Here is a 23,094-nt window from a genome sequence, read left to right on the forward strand (position 1 = left end):
GACACCCGCCTCAGGCCCGCCGCACAACCGCCCCGGTCCCGCCCAGCGCCCCCCGCTGCGGCGCGATGCCCGCGGGTACCGCGCGTTGGCGGGCCGGGGTGCCGGTCCAGCAGGTGCCGCGGCGGGCCAGCAGGCGGCCGAGCCACAGCTCCAGCGAGACGAGGTCGGCCAGCCCGTCCAGCGGCAGCGGCTCACCCGCGGCCGCCGCCCGCACCGCCTTGCGCACGACCCGCGCCTCCACGAGCCCCGCCTCCGCGAGCAGCGGCCGGTCGAAGAGCCCCAGCAGGGAGTCCGCGGCGACCCGCAGCCCCGTCCGCGCCGTGGAGGCCGCCAGCGCCTGCGTGGGCGCCCCCCACCCGCTCGGCAGCTCGCTCACCCCCGCCCCCTCCAGCACCGTCCGCAGGATCGCCGCCCGCGCCCCCGGCTGCACCCGCAGCGCCTCCGGCAGGGCCCGGCAGGCCCGCACGACCTGGTTGTCCAGGAACGGCGTGTGCAGCCGCTGGAAGCGGATCTCCGCGGCCTGCTCAAGGACGCGCACCTCCGATGCCTGCCGAGCCAGCGCCGCCCGCGCCCGGAAGTCCCCCGGACGCTGCCCGGGGCCCACCCCCGACCGCTGCGAGGACGTCTGCAGGCGAACCGATACTTCAGCCAGCGCCTCTCCGGTCAGCCACCGCGCCGCCGGCCCCGCCCCGGCCCAGGTCAGCGCGGCCAAAGAGGCGTCCATCGCCCCGTCGCCCGGCGTGTCGAACCGTCTGCGCAGCAACCGCTCGGCGAGCACCTCAAGACCGCTCCGGTACGGCGTACGCGCCAGCCGCCGCGCAGCGCCGTACACGCGCGCGGGGACCAGAACCGACCCGTCGGCCTTGGCCAGTGCGGCGACCGGCCGGACCAGATGGCGCCGCTTGCGGTCCATGAGCAGGTCGGCAAGGCGCGCCGGGTGCGCGTCCAGCACCTGCCGCGCCCCGTACCCGGTGAAGTGGTCCGCGCTGCCCGCCGCCAGCCGCGCCCGGTGCCGCGCGGCGGCGACCAGGGACGAGCCCGGTTCGTCGGTCAGCGGCCCGTCCAGCGCGGCGTACGGCAGCATGTCCTCGCCGCCGGTGACCACCACGTGGTGCAGCCGCGGGTTGGCCGCGAGCGCCCCCGCCCGCGCCAGCTCGGACTCCTGCCCGCCGACCGCGAGGTCGTTGAAGGTGACGGCCAGCAGCCGCTCCCCCGCTCCGGTCCCGTGTCCGAGCACGGTCCCCGGCATCCCCGGCAGCCCGGCCGCCAGCAGCGCCAGCGTGCCCGAGGCCGGCCCGCCGGACAGATCGGCCCCGATCCCCGGCACCGGCATCCCGCGCGCCGCCCGCCGCTCCGCGGGCCCCATGCCCGGGACGGGCCCGGGGTCGATGCCGTCCCCGGGGACGTGCCGCGGCGCGGCGAGCCGGGTGCGCACCGCGTCCACCAGGGCGTCCCGCACGCCGTCCACCGCACGGTCGGGGTCGGCCGAGGGCGCCGCGACGGCGAGCGAGGCCACCGGTTCGTACCCGGCGATCTCCCGCGCCCCGGCGCGCAGAATCAGCGCGTGCCCCGGCGGAACCCGTTTCACGCCGTCGTACGGGGTGGAGTCGTCCAGCGCGGCCGGCACGTCGGGCGTGGCGAGCAGCGCGGCGAGGTGGCCGAAGTCGAGGTTGGCCTCGACGAGGTCGGCCAGCGGCAGCGCGGCGGTGGCATAGGCGGTGCCGCCCGACCAAGGGGTGTGAAAAACCGGCCGCGCGCCCGCGAGGTCGCCGCAGACGGTGACCCGCCGCCCCACCTGGACGACGGCCGTGTAGCTGCCGGGCCACGCCGTCAGATGCCGCAGCGCGCCCCCGCGCGCGGCGAACAGCGCGACCCGCAACTGCTCGTCGCTCGCACCGCAGATGCCGAGCACGGCGATCCGGGTCTGCGCGTCGGCGGCGACGACGCGCACCTCGTCGGGACGCCAGTCGCCGACCGCCCACAGAGGGTCGGGGTCGCCCCACAACGGCTGGGCGCCCACGGGCTGCACGGTCTCACCGTCGTAGCCGGTGGCCCCGGCGGAGCCGCCCGCTCCGGCGATCCCCGCTGCTGCTCCCACTCCCACGGCGGCGCTGCTCCACCCCACCAACCACCGCATCGACGCCTCCACAGGCTGGGGACAACCAGTGCACGGTACGAACTGGTTCCCCATGCTGCCATGAAGGGCGCGCCACAGAGCGTCGGCGGAGCCGCGTGTGCTCCGCGAGTGCGCCTCGCGGAGACTCACGCGAGAACGCCGGGACATCGCCGCGGGACCGTCAACTCCCGTTTCCCCACGGCGAAGACGACGCGAATGCGCCCCCGCAACGCGCCCTTTGGCTCCCCAACGCGCCCTCAACTCCCATGGTGAGGGCGGTTGTACCCCGAAATCACCAACGGTGATTTTCAGCCAAATCGGCGTCAGGCGATCGCACCCGAACACGCTCCGTACAAACTCTGCGCACCACCCGTCAGCACAACGGCGGCGCGCAGTCCGGGGGACGGGACTCGCCCCCCGGACCGGTCCGCCGCCCGCGGGGATGTAGGCGGCGGCGTCCCCCAGCCCACTGGATCCAGTACAGCGGGCCGACCCACGCACCGCCCATGGAATCGCTCCCGCGGTGGCCGGAGAAGAGCGCACGCACGGGCGCACGGCCACACATCGGGAGCACGCGGCAACAGACCGTACATACACCGCACTTGAGTACGGACCACAATCCCGCCATCCGGAACAATGCCTCTTAACGCCTGGGATGCGGCGAACTACGCTGGGTTTACGAATGCCGCGTGGTTATGCCAGCGCGGCAGCCGTCTGTGTCGAGGGGTGGCGCATGTCCAGGGAGCAACGCGGGCCGAACGAAAAGCTCGGCGCCGTTCTCGCCCTCGCGGGAATCAGCAACGCAGGACTCGCCCGGCGCGTCAACGACCTCGGCGCCCAACGCGGGTTGACACTTCGCTACGACAAGACGTCGGTGGCGCGCTGGGTGTCGAAGGGCATGGTGCCCCAAGGCGCCGCGCCGCACCTCATCGCGGCGGCCATAGGCCAGAAGCTCGGCCGCCCGGTGCCGCTCCACGAGATCGGCCTGGCGGACGCGGATCCCGCGCCCGAGGTGGGCCTCGCCTTCCCGCGGGACGTCGGCCAGGCGGTCAGGTCCGCCACCGAGCTGTACCGTCTCGACCTCGCCGGCCGCCGCACCGGCGGCGGCATCTGGCAGTCGCTCGCCGGTTCGTTCGCGGTGAGCGCGTACGCGACGCCCGCCTCCCGATGGCTGATAACCCCGGCCGACAGCTCGGTGGCGCGCGAGGTGGGCCCGGCCGAGGGCTCCGGCGCACCGCTCAAAGTCGGCCACAGTGATGTGCAGAAGCTGCGCGAGGCCGCCGAGGACGCCCGGCGCTGGGACTCCAAGTACGGCGGCGGCGACTGGCGTTCCTCGATGGTCCCCGAGTGCTTACGCGTCGAGGCGGCCCCGCTGCTCCTCGGCTCCTACTCCGACGAGGTCGGCCGCGCCCTGTTCGGCGCCTCGGCGGAACTGACCCGGCTGGCCGGCTGGATGGCCTTCGACACCGGCCAGCAGGAGGCGGCCCAGCGGTACTACATCCAGGCCCTGCGCCTGGCCCGCGCGGCGGCCGACGTCCCGCTCGGCGGCTACGTGCTGGCCTCCATGTCCCTCCAGGCGACCTACCGCGGCTTCGGCGACGAGGGCGTGGACCTGGCCCAGGCCGCCCTGGAGCGCAACCGCGGCCTGGCCACGGCCCGCACCATGAGCTTCTTCCGCCTGGTCGAGGCGCGCGCCCACGCGCGCGCGGGCGACGCGGTGGCGGCCGGCGCGGCGCTGAAGGCCGCCGAGAGCTGGCTGGAGCGCGCCCGTCCCGGTGACAGCGATCCGACGTGGCTGGGTTTCTACTCCTACGACCGGTTCGCCGCCGACGCGGCCGAGTGCTACCGCGACCTGAAGGCACCACGTCAGGTCCGCCGCTTCACCGAGCAGGCGCTGTCGAAACCGACGGAGGAGTTCGTACGCTCGCACGGTCTCAGACTCGTCGTCTCGGCGGTGGCCGAGCTGGAGTCCGGCAATCTGGACGCGGCCTGCGAGCAGGGCGTGCGGGCGGTGGAGGTGGCCGGCCGCATCTCCTCGGCCCGCACCACCGAGTACGTGAAGGACCTCCTGCACCGTCTGGAGCCGTACGGCGACGAGCCGCGCGTGGTGGAGCTGCGCGAGCGCGCCCGCCCCCTGCTGGTGACTCCGGCCTGACGGACCGCCCGCTTCCGGGTTTGAGGGCATTGTCAGTGGCGCAGTGCACTATCGAAGCGGGAGGTGGGCCGGGAAATGGAAGAAGTGCGGACCGGGCTCGTTCGGAGCACCGCGTACGACTGCGACGTGCTGGTGATCGGCGGCGGGATCGTCGGCCTGTCCACGGCGTACGCGATCACGCGCGCCGCACCGGGCACCCGGGTCACGGTCCTGGAGAAGGAGCCGGGCCCCGCCCGCCACCAGACGGGCCGCAACAGCGGCGTCATCCACAGCGGTGTCTACTACCGCCCCGGCTCCCTCAAGGCGCGCTACGCGGTCCGGGGCGCCGCCGAGATGGTCAAGTTCTGCGCCGAGTACGACATCGATCACGCCGTCACCGGCAAGCTGATCGTCGCCACCGACCGCGCCGAGCTGCCCCGCCTGCACGCCCTCGTGCAGCGCGGCCGGGAGAACGGCATACCGGTGCGCGAGCTGAGCGGCGCCCAGATCCAGGAGTACGAGCCCGAGGTGCGCGGCCTGGCCGCCATACACGTCGGCACCACCGGGATCTGCGACTACGGCGCCGTGGCCCGGCAGCTCGCGCACGCCTCCGGGGCGGAGATCCGCTACGGCGCCGAGGTGCACCGCGTCGACCGGCGCCCCGGCCTCGGCGTCGCCGTGCGCACCCGCACCGGGGACGTGCTCCGGGCCCGGACCCTGGTCAACTGCGGCGGGCTGCACTGCGACGAGATCGCCCGGCTGACCGGGGACGACCCGGGCATGCGGATCGTCCCGTTCCGGGGCGAGTACTACGAGCTGGCGCGGCCGGAGCTGGTGCGGGGACTGGTGTATCCGGTGCCGGACCCGGCCTTCCCGTTCCTCGGCGTGCATCTGACCCGGGGGATCGACGGCGGCGTCCACGTCGGGCCGAACGCGGTGCCGGCGCTGGCCCGCGAGGGATACGGCTGGGGCGTGGTGCGCCCCCGCGAGCTGGGCGCGACCCTGGCCTGGCCGGGTTCGTGGCGGATAGCCCGGCGGCACTGGAGGTACGGCGCGGGCGAACTGCGCCGGTCGCTGTCCAGGAGCGCCTTCACGACGGCGGTCCGCAGGCTGCTGCCGGCGGTGCGGGAGGACGACCTGGTCGCGGCACCCGCCGGGGTCCGGGCGCAGGCGGTGCTCGCGGACGGCACGCTGGTGGACGACTTCCTGATCAAGGAGGGCGCCCACGCGGTGCACGTCCTGAACGCGCCGTCGCCCGCGGCGACCGCGTCCCTGCCCATCGGCCGGGAGGTGGCCCGCAGAGCGCTGGCGATGCTGGCGGACTAGAGACGACCACCCGGCGGACTGGCGGACTGGCTAGCCGTGCCCGGGCGCGCTGCTGCCCTCGTACGAGCCGAGGCCCTCGATCAGGGCGACGAGGGCCGGGTCCCCCGCGAAGCGCTCGGCGTGGATCTGCCGGATGCGGTCGCCGGTGGCCGGGTCCTCGTCGTCGGTCAGGTCGTGGGAGACCATGTGCCGCACCAGCGGCAGTCCGATCTCGTCGACCCGCCGGTGCAGCGGAGCGTGCATGTACGCCCGGTAGGCCTCGATGTCCTCGACGGCGAACATCGCTCCGTAGTCGAAGTCGCCGCCCACGTCGCGCCCGACCGTCCAGTACGCGACGGCGTCGATCTCGCGCCCCATCCTGCGGAGCATCTCAAGAGCTTCCTCGACCTTGTCCCGGGGTGCGTCGGGTCGCATGGCAAGGCGGATCTGGTGGTGAATCACGGTGGCTCTCCCCACGGCTACGACTGTCACGTCAACTGGCGCTTCAACCAATCGCTTACGTTATAGACTCTAACTACTTCGACAGGCAGTCGCAACCACGTGCGCGGTCTAAAATCGACGCATTGTGTCTGACTCCCACCACACCTCCGATGCCGCATCCCCTTCCCTGCGGCACGTCCGCGCCAAGGGCGAGTCCCGCTTCCCCGACGGGCCGAAGGCCGATCCCGCCGGTTCGCACTTCGAGCGGCGGATCCGCAGCTTCCAGCCCCGGCGGAGCCGGGTGACCGCCGGGCAGGCGGACGCGCTGCAACGGCTGTGGCCCGTGTGGGGACTGGACATCGACGGCCAGCGGATCGTCGACCTCGCCGAACTCTTCGGCAACGCCCGGCCCGTCGTCCTGGAGGTCGGCTTCGGCATGGGCGAGGCCACCGCCCGGATGGCCGCCGCCGCCCCGGACACCAACATCCTCGCCGCCGACGTCCACACCCCCGGCCAGGGCAACCTGCTCGGCCTCGCGGAGCGACAGGAGCTGTCCAACATCCGGGTGGCCAACGGCGATGCGATCATCCTGCTGCGCGAGATGCTCGCCCCCGACTCCCTCGCCGGGCTGCGCGTCTACTTCCCCGACCCGTGGCCGAAGAAGCGGCACCACAAGCGCCGGCTGATCCAGCCGGAGTTCCTGACCCTGGCCGCGGCCCGGCTCGCTCCGGGGGCCGTGGTGCACTGCGCCACCGACTGGGAGCCGTACGCCGAGCAGATGCTCGACGTGCTGACCGCGCACCCCGACTTCGAGAACACCGTGCCCGGCGGCGGATTCGCGCCACGCCCCGAGCACCGGCCGCTGACCCGTTTCGAGGGCCAGGGACTGGACAAGGGACATGTGGTGAACGACCTGCTCTTCCGTCGCGTACAGCACAAGGAGCCGCCCCCCACCGGTTAGGGTCCTGCCGTGGCCACCTGTCCCCCGTATCCGACCCATGTGCACCGGCATACGCACTGGTGGCAGCGGACCTGGGTCCGCTACGGCGCGCTGATCACCCTGCTCGCGCTCTCCGGCCTGGTGATCCTGGCCCTGGTGCGCGAACAGACCGGCACCCAGGGGTTCCTGGTGGGGCTGGGCCTGGCGGTGCTGCCGGTGCCGCTGCTCATAGCCGCGTTCCGCTGGCTGGACCGGGTGGATCCCGGCCCCTGGCGGAACCTGCTCTTCTGCTTCGCCTGGGGGGCCTGCGCGGCGGCGCTGATAGCGATCGTCGCCAACAGCTTCGCGACCCGCTGGATAGCGACCGCGACCGCCGACCCGGCCGGCGCCGACACCCTGGGCGCCACGGTGATAGCGCCGGTCGTCGAGGAGTCCGCCAAGGCGGCCGCCGTCCTCCTGGTCTTCCTCTTCCGCCGACGGGACTTCACCGGCATCGTCGACGGCGTGGTCGTCGCCGGGGTCACCGCCACCGGCTTCGCCTTCACCGAGAACATCCTCTACCTGGGCACCGCCTTCGGCACCGACCAGCTCACCGGCGACAGCGGCATCGCCTCCGTCACCGCGGCGACCTTCTTCGTCCGGGTCGTGATGTCGCCGTTCGCGCACCCGCTGTTCACCGTGCTCACCGGCATCGGCTTCGGCATCGCCGCGCTCTCGACGGGCCGGCACCGCCTGCGCCGGGCGCTGCTCCCGCTGGCCGGGCTGCTGCTCGCGATGGGCGTGCACGCCCTGTGGAACGGCTCGGCCGCGTTCGGCGAGTACGGCTTCTTCGCCGTGTACGCGGCGTTCATGCTGCCGTCCTTCGGCCTGCTGACCTGGCTGGTGATCTGGACCCGGCAGCGCGAACTGGGCACCGTGCGGGCCGAGCTGCCCGCGTACGTCATGGCCGGCTGGCTCACGCCCGCGGAGCCGTACGCGCTCGGCTCGATGCGGGCCCGCCGCATTGCCCGGCAGTACGCCCGCCGGCACGCCGGGAAGGAAGGGGCGCGGGCGGTGGCTCGGTACGAGGCCTGCGCGACCTCGGTGGCGTTCCTGCGGCAGCGGGGCCGCCGGGGCCGGGCGGGCGCCGACTTCGCCGTACGGGAGCGGGCGCTGCTGGACGCCCTGTGGCACCTGCGGGACCTCGCCCGCCCGGCACTGGACTACGCCGCCCGGGCCACCGCCCCGCCGCCCGTGCCGGTGCCGCCGTGGGCGTATCCGTACGGCGGCACGCACGGCGCCTACGGTCCCCATGCCGGCGCATACGGCCCCCGTACCGCACCCAGCCCCTACGCCCCGCAGGCCCCCTACGCCACACAGGCCCCGCACAACCCGTACGCACCGCCGTACCACCCGTACGCCCCGCCCGGCCCCCACCGGCCGTAGGTCCGCGGCGCGCGGACCGCCCGCTCAGGCGGACGCCCGGGTCAGCCTCCCGACCTCGTCCTCCGTCAGGCTCAGCTCGGCCACGCCCAGCAGCGCCGGCAGCTGCTCCACCGTGCGTGCGGAGGCGATCGGCGCCGCCACGGTCGGCCGGGCGGCCAGCCAGGCGAGGGCGACCGTGGCGACGGGAGCCTCGTGGGCCGCGGCGATCTCGTCCAGGGCGGCCAGCACCCGGCGGCCCCGCTCGGTCTCCAGGTGCTTGGCCGCACCGCCCGCCCGCGGGCTGTCCACCTCCGTGCCGGGCCGGTACTTGCCGGTGAGGAAGCCGGCCGCGAGGGCGTAGTACGGCACGGCGGCGAGACCCGCCCGCTCGGCGAGGTCGCGCAGTTCGCCCTCGTACGTGTCGCGGGAGACCAGGTTGTAGTGCGGCTGGAGGGCGACGTACCGGGCGAGGCCCTCGCGGTCGGAGAACTCCAGGGACGCCGCGAGCCGCTCGGCGGAGATGTTGGAGGCGGCGATGTGCCGCACCTTGCCGGCCTTCACCAGTGCGTCGAGCGCGCCGACGATCTCCTCGACCGGCACCTCGGGCTTGTCGAAGTGGGTGTAGTAGAGGTCGATGTGGTCGGTGCCCAGGCGGCGCAGTGAGGCGTCGGCCGCGGCCTTGATGTTCGCGGCGGACAGGCCCGGGTACTCGGGGTGCTGGCTGACCTTGGTGGCGAGGACGACGTCGTCACGGTTGCCGCGGGCCGCGAACCACTGGCCGAGGACGGTCTCGGACTCGCCGCCGCTGTTGCCGTCGACCCAGGCGGAGTAGGAGTCGGCGGTGTCGACGAAGTTGCCGCCGGCCGCCGTGTAGGCGTCCAGGACGGCGAAGGACCGGTCACGGTCGGCCGTCCAGCCGAAGACGTTGCCGCCGAGGGCGAGGGGGAAGACCTCGAGGTCGGAGGAGCCGAGCTTGCGCAGAGAAGTCATGTAGGGAGTCAACGACCGTGCCGGAGCGGGCGATTCCGGCAGGCACGCAAAATCCCCGCAAACCAGCAGCGCAGCAAACCGGCAGCCCTGACGTCGGGGGGTCGCCGTCAGGACCGCCGGTGATCAGCGGGGCGCGTCGTGGGCGGCGCGGATCAGGGGGTGAGCCCCTTGCTCTGCAGCCAGGACATCGGGTCGATGCCGGTGCCGCCGTCGGTGTGGACCTCGAGGTGGAGGTGGGCGCCGGTGACGTTGCCGGTGGCGCCGACGCGGCCGATGACGTCACCGGTGGTGACCTTCTGGCCGACGCTGACGTTGATGGAGGACTGGTGCGCGTACCAGAGCTCGGTGCCGTCGTCGAGGGTGAGCACGGTCTTGTAGCCGTACGACCCGTCCCAGCCGGCCGACGTGATGGTGCCGCTGTGCACCGCCTTGAGCAGCGTGCCCGTGGGGGCGGCGAAGTCGAGGCCGGTGTGGTGACCGGAGGCCCAGAGGGAGCCGGCCTGGTTGAACGTGGAGGAGATCGTGTACGAGGAGGTCGGCAGCGTGTACTGCTTGGCCAGCTTCGCGAGCCGCTCGGCCTCGGCCTTCTTCGCGGCCTCCTCCTCCGCCTTCTTCTTGGCGGCGGCGGCCTTCTCCTCGGCCTCCTTCTCCGCCTTGGCGGCGGCGTCGGCGGCCTTCTTCTCGGCCGCGGCGGCGGCTTCGGCGGCGGCCTTGGTCTCGACCTGCGCCTGCTGCTGCTCGGCCTGCGCCATGATCCGGGCCCGCAGCGACTCACCGGCGCCGGTGGTGTCGGTGCCCTCCGCGCTGTCGGCGGCGGCGGCCTGGGTGATGCCGCTGAGCGGGGTGGCGGAACCCTCGGGCTCCGACTTCTCGTCGTCGCCGGGAAGGAGCGAGCCGACGTTCGGCAGGTCCGGCATGGAGATGGACACCGGGGGCTTGCCGGTCTGCGCGCTGGCCATGCCGCCCGCTCCGACGGCGGCTATGACACCGACGCCGAGGACGGTGGAGCTGCGGGCGAGTCCGCCGCGCTGCTTGGCCACGCGGTGCCGGCCGCGTACGGGACGGATGGACTCCGCGGTGGGATTCCACTCCTCCCAGGGACCCTCTTCGGCGCGGTAGCCGTCGTAGCCGAAGGTGTCGGTGCCGTGCCCACTGGGCGCGGACGGGGCCTCGGGGGCAGGCCGGTTTGACGCCACGTGGGCGTACTCCTTTCCTTCCTTTCGCCTACCGGGTTAGCTGACGGGTTCGGAGCAGGAAGGTCTCCTACGGGTGTCTGCCGACCGTGTTTCCACGACGGCATACGCCCGATTCACCCCAATGTGGTGGTTCCCCGGTTCCCTTGCGGGATTCGGCGCGTGCGCACGGAGCCGCCTTCTGTGACGGCTGGGACGACCGCGCTGCGTTATCGAACGTTAATAGACGCGAGGCTCCGATTCCAAGCCGTTCCTCTTGATCATTACCGAATACCGCCGGGACGTACGCCTCACGACCGGTGAAAACCGGGCGAGTTGACCGGGCCTCAGTATTCCTCTTCGCCGCACTTTCTTCTGACGGTGTATCAGTTGTTATGCGGAGGGGGGTCGTACTGTCACGGCTCGTGACAATGATCATGATCGCCGGGCCGGGGACGCCGGACGGCGAGCAGCGCCATGTCGTCCGCCATGCCGCCCCCGGAGTGCCGGCGCACGTCCTCGGCGAGGGTGCCGAGCAGGCTCGCCGGATGCGGGAAGACGCGGCCGGCCAGCCGCGCCTGCGGATCGTAGAACTCGCCCTTCGCGTCGCGGGCTTCGGTCAGCCCGTCGGTGTAGAGCAGCAGCGTGGCCCCGCCGGGGAAGGCGGCCTCCTCCGCCCGGTCGGGCCACACGCCCAGCTCGCCCATGCCGAGCGGCAGCGCCGACTCGTGGGCGGGCAGCGGGCCGAGGGTTCCGTCGCCGTAGAGCAGCAGGGGCGGCGGATGGCCGCGGTTGACGATGCGGACGGTGCCGTCGCCGTGCGGGAGTTCGGCGAGGACGGCGGTGGTGAAGCCCTCGAAGGCGTCCAGTCCGTCGCGCCGGGTGCCCTCGCGCGCCAGCGCCCGCTCAAGGCGCTGCGCCACCGCCTCCAGCGTCGCCTCCTGCTCGGCCGCCTCCCGGAAGGCGCCGATCACGACGGCGACGGCGGCCACCGCGCCCATGCCCTTGCCGCGCACGTCCCCGACGATCAGCCGGACGCCGCGGGCGCTGTCCTGCACGGCGTACAGGTCACCGCCGATGAAGGCGTCGGCCTGCGCGGCCTCGTAGCAGACGGCGATCTCGAAGCCCGCCATCCGCTCGGCGGGTTCGGGCAGGACGGCGCGCTGGGCGGCCTCGGCGATCTCGCGGACGGAGACGAGGCGCTCGCTGCTGCGGCGGACCATGCCGTTCACGAGGACGGCGAGCACGGCGACCGTCGCGATGGTGATCAGCTCGGTGAGGGAGTCGACGTAGTGGATGACGCCCTTGCCGAGTTGCAGCGCGATGACCGCGGCGACCACGGCGACGCCGGTGAGCGCCGTGCCGCGCCGCGAGTAGAGGGGGGCGGCGATCAGGGGCGCGGCCGTGTAGAGGGGCCCGGCGGTGAAGTACCTCGGGGTGAAGATGTCGTACAGGATGGCGACGACGATCAGCAGCACGGGGAGCGCGTGCACGAAGGTCCGCCCGTACCCGGCCCGCCGGCGGGGCGGTGGTCCCGGGGGCGGCCCGGTCGGCGCCTCGTCGCCGAGGCCCGGGTCGGGCACGGGATCGCCGGGGAGCCTGCCACCGGCCCTGGCGGCCGCTCCCTCGTCGTCCACGTCACCTGGCCGCACCACTCGTCTCCCGCCGCCCCGTACGTCCGCGCCGCTTGCCGTCCCGGACTCCAGGGTTCCGGGGGCGGGGGCGGGCGGCGAGCGGTGAGGGGCCGACCGGATGACACGGGGCACCTGCGGAAACGCACCGAGGGCCGGAACCCTTTCGGATTCCGGCCCTCGGCCTTCAGTAGCGGGGACAGGATTTGAACCTGCGACCTCTGGGTTATGAGCCCAGCGAGCTACCGAGCTGCTCCACCCCGCGTCGTTGTGTTCACCACTGTACGTCATCCCGGGGGCGGAATGCACATCGGTATCTCCTCGCCCCGCTCTCCCTACCCCTCCAGGTGGCGGTTGGGCGCCTTCGCCCGCTGCGCGTACTCGGCCAGTACGACGACGACGGCACCCGCGGCGGTGAGCACCCCGCTGCCGTCCGCTCCCGCCACGAAGGTGTCCGGCTCCCGCCAGGCCGTGACGACCCGGCGCACCCCGGCGTCGAGGATCAGCCGGGCGCAGGGCGCGGGCCGCGAGGCCCGGCGGGCACAGGGCTCCAGGCTGCTGTACACGGTGGCGCGGGCGAGCCGCGGGTCTTCCGGGCCGACCTTGGCGAGCGCGGCCTCCTCGGCGTGCACGACCGGATCACCGCCCTCCCGCGAGTACCCCCGCGCCAGCTCGCTCCCGTCGGCGGCGACCACGACCGCCCCCACGCTGAACGCGGTGTCCGACGGCGGACACAGCTCGGCCAGTTCGCAGGCGAGCGCCAGCCAGTGCCGGTCGGCGGCGGCGACGCGGTCACCGGTGCCGGGTGCGGTCGGCAGGTACCGCGCCAGCACGACGTCCTCGATCCGCCGCGTCTCGACCAGCCGCAGCCGCCCGCCCTGGTAGGCACCGGGCCCGAACAGCCGGGGCGCGGCCGGGTCCCCGACGAGGAGCGGCGCGAGGACGAGCTGGAGCTCGTCGACGAGTCCCTGCTGGAGCAACTGGGTGTGGACGGTCCCGCCCCCCTCGACCATGAGCCGCCGCACGCCCCGCCGGTCGTGGAGGTACTCCAGCGCGGCGTGCCAGTCGAGGTCCGGGCCCAGGGACACCACATCGGCACCGATCCCGAGCGCGCGGGCCCGCCGGGCGCCGTCGTCCGTGGTCAGCAGGACCTTGTCCCCGCCCGTGTGCCAGAACCGCGCCGCCGGATCCAGCTCGCCACTGCCACTGACGGTGACCTTGAGCGGGTACTCCGCCCTTCCGTCCGCGACCCGGGCCGCCCGCCGCTCGGCCGAGTTCACCAGCAGCCGCGGATTGTCGGCCCGGACCGTCCCGGCACCGACCAGGATCGCGTCCACGGAGGCCCGCACCTCGTCCACCCGGTCGAAGTCGGCGGGGCTGGAGAGCAGCAGCCGTTCGGGGCCGGTGTCGTCCAGGTAGCCGTCGAGGGAGACGGCGGCGGAGAGAAGGACGTGGGGAAGCGGCATGGGTGGCACTCCGGGAGGCAGACGGGCGGCGGGTTCCGGCGGGCACACACTAGGCGGCGCTGCCGCCGCTACGGTTCACCGTGGTCCGTGGACAGGCGCCGCCCCCTCGGCGAGCTGCCGGACCTCCGTCTCGTCGGCGAGTACGGCGTGGCGCGACTCACCGCGCGCCGGGCCGCGCAGGAGCTCCGTGAACGGGGGCTCGTCGTCACCGTCCGCGGCAAGGGGTCGTTCGTCGTGGAGCGGCCGCCCGCCGCCGACGACGAGGACAAGCCCTCCGGCTGACGCCCCGCCTTGACTCTCCAGTGGCTGGAGACCGCAGGGTGGGCTCATGAACGGCGCGACGCCCCCGCACTCGATCGGTGAACTCTCGGCCCGTACCGGCGTGTCCGTACGGACGATCCGGTTCTACTCGGACACCGGACTGCTGCCCCCCACCGACCGCACCCCGGCCGGCTACCGCCGTTACGGCGACGCGGCCCTCGACCGGCTCCGCCTCATCTGCGTCCTGCGGGAGCTGGACGTCGATCTGGCCACGGTCCGCCGCGTCCTGGACGGTGACCTCTCCGTCGCCGAGGTCGCCGCCGCGCACGCCGACGCCACCGCCCTGCAGATCCGCGCGCTGCGGCTGCGGCACAGCGTGCTGCGGCTCGTTGCCCGGCGCGACGCCAGCCCCGAGGAGACAGTTCTCATGCACCGGATCGCCCGCCTCACCTCCGACGAACGACGGCGCCTGATCGGCGACTTCATCGCCGCCCTGGAGGCCGGCACGCCCCACGCCCGCGACGCCGCCGCCGCCCTGCGCACCGCCCTGCCCGAACTCCCCGACGAGCCCTCCGACGCCCAGCTCTCCGCCTGGGTGGAGCTGGCCGAACTCGTCGCCGACGACGACTTCCGCGAGCGCATGGCCCGTGCGGCCCTCCCGCCCGCCGACGAGGACGTGGTGCCGGGGGTGGCCCCCGAGGCGGTGGCGGAGCTCATCCCCTTCGTCCGGGAGACGGTCGCCGGGGCGAGGGCGGCGGGCATCGATCCCGAGGGCGACGAGGCCGCCCCGGTCGTCGACGCCGTCGTGGCGCGCTTCGCCGCCGTACTCGACCGCCCGGACGGCCCCGAGCTGCGGGCGTGGCTGGCCGGGCGGTTCGAGGCGGGGCACGACCCGCTCGTCGAGCGGTACTGGCGCCTGGTCTGGACCCTCAACGACTGGCAGGTCGTCCCCGGTCACCTGCCCTTCCAGCCCTGGATGGCGCAGGCCCTTCGCCGGCCCGGCCGGGTCAGCCCCAGTCGCCGTTGACCCACGCGACCAGGCGGGCTCGCTTCGTGTAGTAGCAGAAGGTGTGGTCCGCGCCGGACGCGGCATACGGTCCCGACCCGTACCGCAGCTCGTACCCGCGGTCGCCGGGACCGTACTCACCGTCGCGGGAGCCGTCCATGTCGTCGGCCCAGTCGAGGAGACCGGAGACGAGGCCGAGGTTCTCGAGGTACCGGCCGGGGTCGGCCGGTTCCACCGGTGCGGGACGGGCTTCGGATCCGGCGATCGGCCGGTCCTCCAGGCAGTCGTCGGACCGCACCGGCTCACCCAGCCACCATCCGGCCAGGAACACGGCGTACAGGATGGTGACGACACCCAGGCGGCGCAGGGTCATCCAGGCGGGCACGGACATCCGGCTCTACTCCCCGTCACCTTCGAACCAGGCTCGGAGGCGAGGGCGTTCACCCATGTCGTTGGTGCAGGCGACGGCGTAGGAGGTGACGGTCAGGGTGTCGACAGCCATGGACTGCACGGTGTGGATGTCTGCGAGGGCGCTGTGGTCCGGAAATGCCGACGGTGCCGGGATGGGACTGTACTCAGGTGCGGGCGTGGCAGACGGTTCGGGGCGGTACCGCTCGGCGGCCCGATCGATCGCCGCCCGGTCGACCTGGCACTCGGGGGTCACGGGCTGCCCCAGGTACCAGCCCGCGACGAACACGCCGTAGACCACGGCAGCGGCACCGAGACGGCGCGGGGTGACGCGACGGGGCCGCAGGTCAACCAGGCTGTCGCCGGGGGGAGTTGCGCTCATGCCGGGGGACTCTACCCGTCGCTCCGACGGGCCCCGGTCACGCGTTCTCCGTCCGGGGGACGGAGAAGGCGCCCGCGGCGGCCGCCAGCACCGCGGCCGCCGCCGCCCGTTCCGGAAGCCGCGGGTCGGGATCGGCGCGCAGGAGTACCAACTGGTGGTAGACCGGCGCCGTGGCGGCGATCAGCAGGCCGCGGGCGTCCAGGTCCGTCGCGGCTCGTGCGGGGAGTTCGCCCCGCTCGACGGCGCGCGCCACGAGGATCTCGCACTGGGCGTACCGGTCCGCCCACAGTCTCGTCTGGGCCCGCGCGGCCTGCTCGGAGTGGAAGGACGCGGCCATCAGGGCGACGGCGAAGGACGGCCGTACGACGAGGGACTCCTGGATCTCCCGGTTGAGCGCGGTCAGATCGCCGCGCAGGGAGCCGGTGTCCGGCGGCTGCCAGTCCATCTCGCCGGCGGCGTCGATGACGTCGACGAGCAGCCCGCCCACGTCGCGCCAACGCCGGTAGACCGTGGTGCGGTGCACTCCCGCGCGGGCGGCGACCCCCTCCACGGTGAGCCCTTCATGCCCCGCCTCGGCGAGTTCGGCACGCACCGCGTCGAGGACCTGGGCGCGGACGCGGGCGGTACGGCCGCCCGGACGGCGGTCCGGCGCCGTATCCGTCGACTCCGCCGAGTCCGCCGGGTCCGTCGGGTCTGTCGGGTCCGTCATCGGCGATCCGCTGTCCGGTTGATCGATACGACTGGTCGTGTCACCCTCTTAACGCTACACCCGTCGCACTAGTGGTCCGCCGAGAGGTTCCGCCTTGCCGATGCCCGCTCTCCCCGCCGATCCCACCGTGCTCCACCCGATGCCCGAACAGCCCCGGGTCGTACTGCTCAAGCCCCTGGTGAAGTCCCCGCTGATCGAGGTCGGCGACTTCTCCTACTACGACGACCCGGACGACGCGACCGCCTTCGAGACCCGCAACGTGCTGTACCACTACGGGCCCGAGAAACTGGTGATCGGGAAGTTCTGTGCCCTGGGGACCGGCACCCGCTTCATCATGAACGGCGCCAACCACCGCATGGACGGCCCGTCCACCTTCCCCTTCCCCACCATGGGCGGCTCCTGGGCCGAGCACTTCGACCTGCTCACCGGCCTGCCGAACCCGGGGGACACCGTGGTGGGCAACGACGTCTGGTTCGGCAACGGCGCCACCGTGATGCCCGGCGTCCGCATCGGCCACGGCGCGATCATCGCCACCGGGGCGGTGGTGACGAGCGATGTGCCCGACTACGGCATCGTCGGCGGCAACCCGGCCCGTCTGATCCGCAGGCGCCACGAGGAGCAGGACATCGCACGACTGCTCGCGGTGGCGTGGTGGGACTGGCCCCTGGAGCAGATCACCGAACACGTCCGGACGATCATGTCGGGCACCGTCACCGAGCTGGCAGAGGCCGCCGCACAGACGAACGGGACCCCAGCTCAGTCCTGCCGTGAGCCGGGGTCCGACGAGTAGGCCCTGTGGGACTCGAACCCACAACCAATGGATTAAAAGTCCTGGCCAAAGCTTGTTGGGTGGTTCAGGACCGTTCTTCGGTGTCCGGAACCACCTGTTCAGGACTGATGGGGCTCGTGGCCCGGTCTTCCCCGTGATGGCCTATGCGGTCCCGTCCGCTCACGCATCGCTCACGCAGAAGAGGTCGGCTGAGCAGCACGTTCAGCAGCGATGTAGGTGCGACGCTACTGCTGCTGGCTCTTGCAGTCCCAGCATGCTCCGGGGTGGGAGCGGACTCGTGCCCGAGCAGGTCGAGTCGAGTCGCAGGTTCGCGACGGCTTGGACCAGTTGCACGTGGTTCGGCGGCCGCTCCTTCGCTTACAGGTCGAATAGTGCGTCGCCCGCGTCCGATGTTGCCTTCAGCGCCTTGGTTGCCTCTGTGGGAACGGGGAGGATCCCCGCTGTGGTCAGGTCCGTAACCGTGATCAGTGGGCCGGCGCACACATCATTGAAGAGATCGGCCTGTGCTGGCTCCTCTCGCACGAGCAGGCCGAGGACATTCAGCAACTCCAGCAGCTCCGTTGTCCATGAGGGAAGCCAGCGCGGAGCCACCTCGTGGTCCAGTTCGAGGCGTCGCTTGCCGGCGGGGTTCCTCCGTCGGTAGCCGAACCACTTGTCGAGAACGTTCATCCCGGACACTTCGTACTCCCGGACCGCGCGAGGCACCGGACTGATCCGTCCACTGCCGACCCACAGATCCTGTGTCACGGGGTCGTACGTCAGCTTCTCCGGCATGGCTTCCGCATCGTCCGGGATCTCCTCGACGCATCGAGGGCGGTCGCGTGGTAGCAGCACCCTGCCGTACGGCCTCCCGGCCGTCTCATCGGCGTACCGCTCGCCGTAGGTGTGCAGCCACAGGACTCGCTGGCCGATGGCAACCGCCCGCTCCCACAAGCAAAGGTCAACGGTGAGGGGTATCCGCGCGCCGGGGACTTCAAGGTCCTCTTGGAATCGAGCCGTGTACTCCGGGTGGGACGCGATCGCGGCGATGTAGGCCAGTAGATCTTCAGCGACGACCGGTATGCCGAGCCGCCCGGCGAGCAGAGGGAGCAGGCCGGGCATGACGTTGGCCAACGTGCCGGCGGCGTTGCGGTAGAGGGGACGGGCGCAACCGCTGCGGTTGTTGAAATAGTCCATGTCGGTAATGAGGGCGCTGAAGACCAGTGCCGGACCGTTGACCACCGGGTGGGCGTTCTGCTCAACGGTGTAGATCTGGCGGTCGCTGCGAACTCGCCAAAGGTCCGCTCTGCCTCGCTCCATCAATCGGCTGTCCGGCAAGACGTATTGCCGGTCGAAGGAGCGGAACCCGATGCGCACCGTTTGAGGGCTTGTCCTGTGCTCGGCGGCGAGCGGTGTCCGCCCGTGAGACTCAACTCCTGGCAGGGGCGGGACATTGTCTGAAGGTGCTCGCTCACCAGAACGTCCGAGCATCTCGGCGCGTCTCTCGGTATCCGCGGCGAGTAAGCGCTGCCACCGTTTATGAAGTGTGTCCTCGTCCGGCGCGTAGACCCACATGCGCCCGGGCGTGACGCCGCGAGACGACCACGGCATCAGATCTCTCAGCTGCGGGCAGGACTCCCACAGGTCGCTGCCGGGTGGCAGAAAGACGTCCGTCTCACCCGTGGCGCACTCGCGCCATTCGGGGTCGTCGAGCCTGAGTGTCGTCAGGCGTTCGATCTTCTCATCTTTGCGCCCGCCGACCTTGAGGTGTCTTACCTTTGCAGTCTGCTGGTCTGTCCGTGGCCTGGGGCTGTCCCGCCACCGCACAAAGATCGCGATGCACAATTCCTGGGCGACCTCGGGGAATATCCGGGTCGCGACATCCGCGCGGTGGCCCTCCGGGGACAGGTCGACGATCCAGCCTTCGTCGGCGGTTTCGCGTAGATAACGCCGCATTCCGGCGAACGCCCGCCCCTTGAGCCATGCCTTCGGCGTGATCAGCGCGACCACACCGAATGGCACGTCGTCGTGTGCGTCGAAGACCTTCCAGGTGGCCCAGCGCCAGAAGTAGACGTAGAGGTTGGCGATCTTCGACTCGTACCTGCCGTTGCCGGGTTGCCGGAAGGCCCCCAGCGGGGCCGGGATGTCCGCCTCGGGCTCCCCTCGTTCCACCCACTTGCCAGCACCCCGTTTCACGGCGTCGTGAGGCGGGTTGCCCATGACGACCATGACACGTTCGTCCCGCTTGACCTGGTTGGCCTGCCGGCGGGATTCCGCGAGCGCCCGGTAGGTGTGGGGGATCCAGTTGAACTCGGCTGTCGGGCTGTCCAGGGCGTCAGCCACCAACAGTCTGAGTCCCCGGGCGGGGGCTGCGGACCCGTACTGCTTGAGCATGGCGTGCATGCGTAGTTCCGCGACAGCGAACGGACCGACCTGCATCTCGAAACCAACCAGCCGACGTCCCACCATCTCTCGCAAGCGTGGGCCCACCGCGCCTGGGCCCTCCGCCTCGGTGATGGTCTCGGCGGCCAGCTCCAGCGCCGACAGGAGGAAGGTGCCGGTGCCCATGGCTGGGTCGACAAGGACCACATCGGGAGAAGCGAAGCCGGACGGGATACGGAAACCCTCCCGCTTCAGGACGTCCTCGACGAGCCGGGCCATGGCCGAGACGACGCCACGCGGTGTGTAGTACGAGCCTGTGCGTATCCGCAGGTCCGGGTCGTAGATCTGGAGAAAGTGTTCGTACAGCAGGAAGTAGGCGTCCCCGGTGCCATCGTCCAGCACATCCCATCTGACCGCGCCGATGACACGAAGCAATGTGTTCAGCGTGGTGGACAGGCCAGCAACAGAGTCGCCGGCCAAGACATCCAGGGCCTGCCCCATCAACGAGTGCTTCTTGCCGAGCTTCGTGGCGATCTCATGCACAGTTTCGCCTTCGAAATTGATCTCCTCCACCCTGGCGAGCAGCAGTGCGAACACCACTGCCTGACCGTATTGCTCGACGAACTGAGCGTCGGTTGCTTCCGGAAACAGCAGGTGTCGCCAGTCCTTGGCGAGCGTCGTGAATGCCAGTGGACGTCGACGGCTCTTCTCCTGTGCGATCGCTTCTCCGACCTCTTCCGACAGAAGTTGGCATAGCCCGGCGACTGCTCGGATGAGCTGACTCGTGGTGCGAGGTGTTTGCGGCTCCCAGGTCAGGAATTCGCGTAGCACCCGCGCGAGTGTCCCGTCGGCGGGGGTAAGCCGGGACCCAGAGGTGAGAACCGAGCCCTTCAAGTGGGCCACTTCACCAACCCGTTGGCCCTCTTGGTGGACGGAGAATTCGTTCCCGTCACAGAGCAGAACGTTGTTGAGCAGCCGTAGTTTTGCCCACTGTTCGGCGTTGCGGCCTGTGTAGACGGACGGGTCGGCCTGGGTGCCCGGCTTCTTGAGCTCGATGTAACCGACGAGGGCGCCTCCGACCTCAACGGCATAGTCAGGGCGGGCTCCCATGTCGACAAGCGGGACTTCGCCAATGAGCGTGACGTCCAGACCCAAGCCACGACATATGGACCGGATCATGTTCTCCAGCGGTCCCCGGAGCTGGTCTTCCTGCCACCCACCGCCTCTCAGCTTTGGCGTGACCTCCGCCCCGAACGTCGACACGGCGGCCTGTACTGCCTGCTCGAAGCTGTCATCGATCCTGCGACGGGACCCCATACCGCCCCCATCCCCAAGGCGGGCAGATCCGGCCGACGTCAGGTCAGTGCGGTCACCTGCCGCACCGTGCTCCCCGTCGGGGCCGGACGTTTCCGGCCCTCGCTGTTGCACGACCGTAGGAGGGGAGCGCGGGGTGCCTGGAGGGTGCATGCGGGGGCGCACGGAAGCACTAATGCCATCGTCCTGCGACGGCTACACCAGCTCACCTTCCGGCTCGACCCGCGGACCATCACGCCGAGTGTGGAAGCCAGCCAGGTGCGGCAGCGCCCACTCCCACTGCCGGGTAGCCCGTCCGTCACGGAACAGCCATCCCCGGCACAGACGCAGCTGCAGGTCGAAGTCGCATGATCAGTGCTGCTTCCCGACCTTGCGGACCACTCGATCTACCGCGCGCAGTCTGTCGTCTACATCTGCGTCCGAGCGTGGCGCGGGGGACAGATTGCTGATGTCGACGACAGCGACCGCGCCGGTCACCTCCTCCTGCCCCGGACGACGGCCTGGGCCCTTCGCTATCCAATCACCGCTCGCGAGCAGAGAAGAATAGGAGTACCTTTTGGTACCAGAGAGGGTGTGAGCATGAGAATCACAGAGGAAGCCCGCGGTCGGACAACCCGTACGACCGCTCCGTTGAAGGTCGATGCAGCCATAGACGAGCTGATCGCGGACGGCGCCCATTTTCTGGGGATGACTAAGAAGGACCTGGTCGCCGAGGCCGTCCGAACCTACTTGGAGATCCGCCGTGAGGAGGTTCGGGCCAGCATGTTGGAGAAGATGCGCAAGCTGGACGGATCCGTGGAATCGAGCGTCTCGCTGCTCACCGGACTGTCACCGGAGCGGATCAAGGAACTCGGCGGAGTAGGCGAGGACGACTGATCCGTGCGGCCCGCTCGACCTACCCTCCGCGCGCTCCGCGAGGACTTGAAACTACCGCTACCGTCAGCCCGGGAACCGCTCGACGAACTGAATCATCCGATCTTGTCCAAGGCCCGGGAACACTTCGCCGACGACGGGGCCGGGCATGAGCGCATCCGCTCGATCGATGATGAAGTCCTCTTCAAAGTCAAGGTCCAACGCTGGCGCGGAGCGGTCTGGACCGACGAGGATCTGCCCTGGCTCATCGCTGCCGGGCAACGCGAGGACGGTTCACCGGACGACTTCTACTCAGCCCTGGAGACGACCGCGAGGGCCGCACGAGCCCACTACAACGCCAACAACCGCCAGCCTCTGAGCACCACGACGTACGTCGGGCGTCTCCTCCCTGACCAGAACGACCGTGATCGCTACCAACTCGAGGCCGGTGCACGGCTCGTCCGCGATCTCGCTGCGGCTGTCCGGGAGCTGGCTCGTGGATCACTGCACGATGGGCATGAACACGCCGCCGACTTTCCCGCTTTCCGCCTCGGCATCCTCGTACGCGCCGACGACGGCCATGAGACCTATGCTGCGGTGCGCATCACCGGCTCCGTACCCGACGACCTCATCGCGGTCATCCTGCGCCATGTCCCCGGCTGCGACCCCACCGCCTGGTACCCCGAGTACGCCCTCCCCAGCCGCCCCCTTCTTCCCGCCGAGCAAGCCTGGTCGACCCTCATGGATCCAAAGGCCGCGGCTGAACTCCTGAACGAAGACTGAGCCAGAGTCCTCACCCAAACACCGGCCTGGGCCGATGACCGCCGAACCAAGGAACGCGCTCATGCCGGATCATGGCAATTCGTCCCGGACAGTAACTGTCCCCACGTGCGACCACGGGCCCGTCACCGTCTGGGAGCCCGACTGGTGTACCGGAAGCGAAACAGAGCATCAGCCCGGCGGCTACCGCGTCGACATCACGCACGCGAGCCCTGACTACGAATTCACAGTCTCAACGAGCCGTGGCACGCCGGCGGTTCTGCGTGCGTGCTTCGAACAGCGCCCCTTCACCGAGCGCCCACCCGGTCACGTCCCCTTCATGAACGTCGAGCTGGATGGCGACTGGCATCCGCACAGTTCCGACGATTTGCGCCGCCTCTCGGAGTCCCTCACGGCACACGCGGATCGGCTCCGGGAGCTTGCCGACCGCCTCGACGGTCTCACCAACGCCTGCGATGCCACAAAGGAGACCACGCGTGCGGCGGCGGACGACAAGAAAGGACGCGGTGACTGAACAAGCCACGCTGCCTGTTGGCACACCCGCTCACGCAGACGGACTCCACACATGGCGTAGCCCCGGCCAGGAGGACTGGCCGGGGCCACGAAACCGCTTGTCATAGCCACAAAACGGC

20 protein-coding genes, 1 tRNA gene and 1 riboswitch are annotated in these 23,094 nt (G+C 71.3%); of the genes, 10 read left to right on the forward strand and 11 right to left on the reverse strand.

Annotation, left to right across the window (positions count from 1 at the left end; all coding sequences use genetic code 11):
* Positions 1-10: 10 nt before the first annotated feature.
* On the reverse strand, positions 11-2,137 hold the full coding sequence (locus tag ACZ7MF_RS25825) for an asparagine synthase-related protein (protein ID WP_471480147.1): 2,127 nt from the start codon (positions 2,135-2,137) through the stop codon (positions 11-13).
* Positions 2,138-2,849: 712 nt separating this feature from the next.
* On the opposite strand from ACZ7MF_RS25825, the gene ACZ7MF_RS25830 reads away from it, so the two are divergent.
* Positions 2,850-4,271 carry a hypothetical protein gene (locus ACZ7MF_RS25830; RefSeq protein ID WP_030404821.1) on the forward strand — a complete coding sequence of 474 codons (1,422 nt, stop codon included), beginning with the start codon at positions 2,850-2,852 and terminating at the stop codon, positions 4,269-4,271.
* A gap of 75 nt (positions 4,272-4,346) precedes the next feature.
* Positions 4,347-5,576 (forward strand): L-2-hydroxyglutarate oxidase, encoded by a 1,230-nt coding sequence (lhgO, locus tag ACZ7MF_RS25835; RefSeq protein WP_471480149.1) that lies wholly within the window; start codon positions 4,347-4,349, stop codon positions 5,574-5,576.
* A 30-nt stretch (positions 5,577-5,606) separates the two neighbouring features.
* Here the strand turns inward: lhgO and ACZ7MF_RS25840 are convergent, their stop codons facing one another.
* A complete protein-coding gene (locus ACZ7MF_RS25840) occupies positions 5,607-6,017 on the reverse strand; it encodes a Dabb family protein (RefSeq protein WP_471480150.1) in 411 nt (136 codons plus the stop codon).
* Between the two features lie 124 nt (positions 6,018-6,141).
* Here ACZ7MF_RS25840 and trmB point away from each other — a divergent pair, with 124 nt between their 5' ends.
* Together trmB and ACZ7MF_RS25850 are read left to right on the forward strand one after the other, a co-directional pair.
* Positions 6,142-6,957, forward strand: a complete 816-nt coding sequence (gene trmB, locus ACZ7MF_RS25845; RefSeq protein ID WP_471480152.1) for a tRNA (guanosine(46)-N7)-methyltransferase TrmB — start codon at positions 6,142-6,144, stop codon at positions 6,955-6,957.
* A gap of 9 nt (positions 6,958-6,966) precedes the next feature.
* Positions 6,967-8,361, forward strand: a complete 1,395-nt coding sequence (locus tag ACZ7MF_RS25850; protein WP_471480153.1) for a PrsW family intramembrane metalloprotease — start codon at positions 6,967-6,969, stop codon at positions 8,359-8,361.
* Positions 8,362-8,385: 24 nt separating this feature from the next.
* Here ACZ7MF_RS25850 and ACZ7MF_RS25855 read toward each other — a convergent pair whose 3' ends face one another.
* The 5 genes from ACZ7MF_RS25855 to ACZ7MF_RS25875 all read right to left on the reverse strand — a co-directional run bounded on the left by ACZ7MF_RS25855 (position 8,386) and on the right by ACZ7MF_RS25875 (position 13,599).
* On the reverse strand, positions 8,386-9,330 hold the full coding sequence (locus tag ACZ7MF_RS25855; protein ID WP_471480155.1) for an aldo/keto reductase: 945 nt from the start codon (positions 9,328-9,330) through the stop codon (positions 8,386-8,388).
* 152 nt (positions 9,331-9,482) lie between these two features.
* On the reverse strand, positions 9,483-10,526 hold the full coding sequence (locus tag ACZ7MF_RS25860; protein ID WP_471480156.1) for a M23 family metallopeptidase: 1,044 nt from the start codon (positions 10,524-10,526) through the stop codon (positions 9,483-9,485).
* Between the two features lie 10 nt (positions 10,527-10,536).
* Positions 10,537-10,694: riboswitch (cyclic di-AMP (ydaO/yuaA leader) on the reverse strand.
* A 224-nt stretch (positions 10,695-10,918) separates the two neighbouring features.
* Complete coding sequence (locus tag ACZ7MF_RS25865) at positions 10,919-12,139, reverse strand: PP2C family protein-serine/threonine phosphatase (RefSeq protein ID WP_471480158.1); 1,221 nt, start codon at positions 12,137-12,139, stop codon at positions 10,919-10,921.
* A gap of 185 nt (positions 12,140-12,324) precedes the next feature.
* Positions 12,325-12,398: transfer RNA gene (locus tag ACZ7MF_RS25870), tRNA-Met, on the reverse strand.
* A 70-nt stretch (positions 12,399-12,468) separates the two neighbouring features.
* Positions 12,469-13,599: a dihydrofolate reductase family protein gene (locus tag ACZ7MF_RS25875; RefSeq protein ID WP_471480160.1), complete on the reverse strand. Its 1,131-nt coding sequence runs from the start codon at positions 13,597-13,599 to the stop codon at positions 12,469-12,471.
* A gap of 87 nt (positions 13,600-13,686) precedes the next feature.
* Here ACZ7MF_RS25875 and ACZ7MF_RS25880 point away from each other — a divergent pair, with 87 nt between their 5' ends.
* Positions 13,687-13,881, forward strand: coding sequence for a GntR family transcriptional regulator (locus ACZ7MF_RS25880; RefSeq protein ID WP_471480162.1), 195 nt, complete (start codon positions 13,687-13,689; stop codon positions 13,879-13,881).
* 46 nt (positions 13,882-13,927) lie between these two features.
* Positions 13,928-14,887, forward strand: coding sequence for a MerR family transcriptional regulator (locus ACZ7MF_RS25885; protein WP_471480164.1), 960 nt, complete (start codon positions 13,928-13,930; stop codon positions 14,885-14,887).
* Here ACZ7MF_RS25885 and ACZ7MF_RS25890 read toward each other — a convergent pair.
* Genes ACZ7MF_RS25890 through ACZ7MF_RS25900 form a run of 3 tightly spaced genes read right to left on the reverse strand, consistent with a single transcriptional unit; the run spans position 14,868 to position 16,365 of the window.
* Positions 14,868-15,257: a hypothetical protein gene (locus tag ACZ7MF_RS25890; protein ID WP_471480166.1), complete on the reverse strand. Its 390-nt coding sequence runs from the start codon at positions 15,255-15,257 to the stop codon at positions 14,868-14,870. The genes ACZ7MF_RS25885 and ACZ7MF_RS25890 overlap by 20 nt on opposite strands.
* A gap of 6 nt (positions 15,258-15,263) precedes the next feature.
* Positions 15,264-15,656 (reverse strand): hypothetical protein, encoded by a 393-nt coding sequence (locus tag ACZ7MF_RS25895; RefSeq protein ID WP_471480167.1) that lies wholly within the window; start codon positions 15,654-15,656, stop codon positions 15,264-15,266.
* Between the two features lie 37 nt (positions 15,657-15,693).
* Positions 15,694-16,365, reverse strand: coding sequence for a TetR/AcrR family transcriptional regulator (locus tag ACZ7MF_RS25900; protein ID WP_471480168.1), 672 nt, complete (start codon positions 16,363-16,365; stop codon positions 15,694-15,696).
* Between the two features lie 100 nt (positions 16,366-16,465).
* Between ACZ7MF_RS25900 and ACZ7MF_RS25905 the strand changes: the two genes are divergently transcribed.
* Positions 16,466-17,155 (forward strand): CatB-related O-acetyltransferase, encoded by a 690-nt coding sequence (locus ACZ7MF_RS25905; RefSeq protein WP_471480170.1) that lies wholly within the window; start codon positions 16,466-16,468, stop codon positions 17,153-17,155.
* Between the two features lie 357 nt (positions 17,156-17,512).
* Here ACZ7MF_RS25905 and ACZ7MF_RS25910 read toward each other — a convergent pair whose 3' ends face one another.
* The gene (locus tag ACZ7MF_RS25910) at positions 17,513-20,833 is read right to left on the reverse strand and encodes a type ISP restriction/modification enzyme (RefSeq protein ID WP_471480172.1); all 3,321 of its coding nucleotides are present in this window, start codon (positions 20,831-20,833) and stop codon (positions 17,513-17,515) included.
* 351 nt (positions 20,834-21,184) lie between these two features.
* Between ACZ7MF_RS25910 and ACZ7MF_RS25915 the strand changes: the two genes are divergently transcribed.
* From ACZ7MF_RS25915 to ACZ7MF_RS25925, 3 genes are all read left to right on the forward strand, one after another.
* Positions 21,185-21,706, forward strand: coding sequence for a hypothetical protein (locus tag ACZ7MF_RS25915; RefSeq protein ID WP_471480174.1), 522 nt, complete (start codon positions 21,185-21,187; stop codon positions 21,704-21,706).
* A gap of 102 nt (positions 21,707-21,808) precedes the next feature.
* Complete coding sequence (locus tag ACZ7MF_RS25920; RefSeq protein ID WP_399940740.1) at positions 21,809-22,465, forward strand: hypothetical protein; 657 nt, start codon at positions 21,809-21,811, stop codon at positions 22,463-22,465.
* Between the two features lie 61 nt (positions 22,466-22,526).
* A complete protein-coding gene (locus ACZ7MF_RS25925; protein ID WP_471481184.1) occupies positions 22,527-22,976 on the forward strand; it encodes a DUF6907 domain-containing protein in 450 nt (149 codons plus the stop codon).
* Positions 22,977-23,094 lie beyond the last annotated feature (118 nt).

This window comes from Streptomyces sp. NPDC111628 (genome assembly GCF_055635195.1).

What these genes read in the sequence shown, in the direction of transcription:
- ACZ7MF_RS25825 (WP_471480147.1), bottom strand. Translation starts at nt 2,137, where the DNA reads ATGCGGTGGTTGGTGGGGTGGAGCAGCGCCGCCGTGGGAGTGGGAGCA.
- ACZ7MF_RS25875 (WP_471480160.1), bottom strand. Translation starts at nt 13,599, where the DNA reads ATGCCGCTTCCCCACGTCCTTCTCTCCGCCGCCGTCTCCCTCGACGGC.
- ACZ7MF_RS25925 (WP_471481184.1), top strand. Translation starts at nt 22,527, where the DNA reads ATGCCGGATCATGGCAATTCGTCCCGGACAGTAACTGTCCCCACGTGC.
- ACZ7MF_RS25895 (WP_471480167.1), bottom strand. Translation starts at nt 15,656, where the DNA reads ATGAGCGCAACTCCCCCCGGCGACAGCCTGGTTGACCTGCGGCCCCGT.
- ACZ7MF_RS25910 (WP_471480172.1), bottom strand. Translation starts at nt 20,833, where the DNA reads ATGGGGTCCCGTCGCAGGATCGATGACAGCTTCGAGCAGGCAGTACAG.
- ACZ7MF_RS25855 (WP_471480155.1), bottom strand. Translation starts at nt 9,330, where the DNA reads ATGACTTCTCTGCGCAAGCTCGGCTCCTCCGACCTCGAGGTCTTCCCC.
- ACZ7MF_RS25900 (WP_471480168.1), bottom strand. Translation starts at nt 16,365, where the DNA reads ATGACGGACCCGACAGACCCGACGGACCCGGCGGACTCGGCGGAGTCG.
- ACZ7MF_RS25885 (WP_471480164.1), top strand. Translation starts at nt 13,928, where the DNA reads ATGAACGGCGCGACGCCCCCGCACTCGATCGGTGAACTCTCGGCCCGT.
- lhgO (WP_471480149.1), top strand. Translation starts at nt 4,347, where the DNA reads ATGGAAGAAGTGCGGACCGGGCTCGTTCGGAGCACCGCGTACGACTGC.
- ACZ7MF_RS25830 (WP_030404821.1), top strand. Translation starts at nt 2,850, where the DNA reads ATGTCCAGGGAGCAACGCGGGCCGAACGAAAAGCTCGGCGCCGTTCTC.
- ACZ7MF_RS25890 (WP_471480166.1), bottom strand. Translation starts at nt 15,257, where the DNA reads ATGTCCGTGCCCGCCTGGATGACCCTGCGCCGCCTGGGTGTCGTCACC.
- ACZ7MF_RS25905 (WP_471480170.1), top strand. Translation starts at nt 16,466, where the DNA reads ATGCCCGCTCTCCCCGCCGATCCCACCGTGCTCCACCCGATGCCCGAA.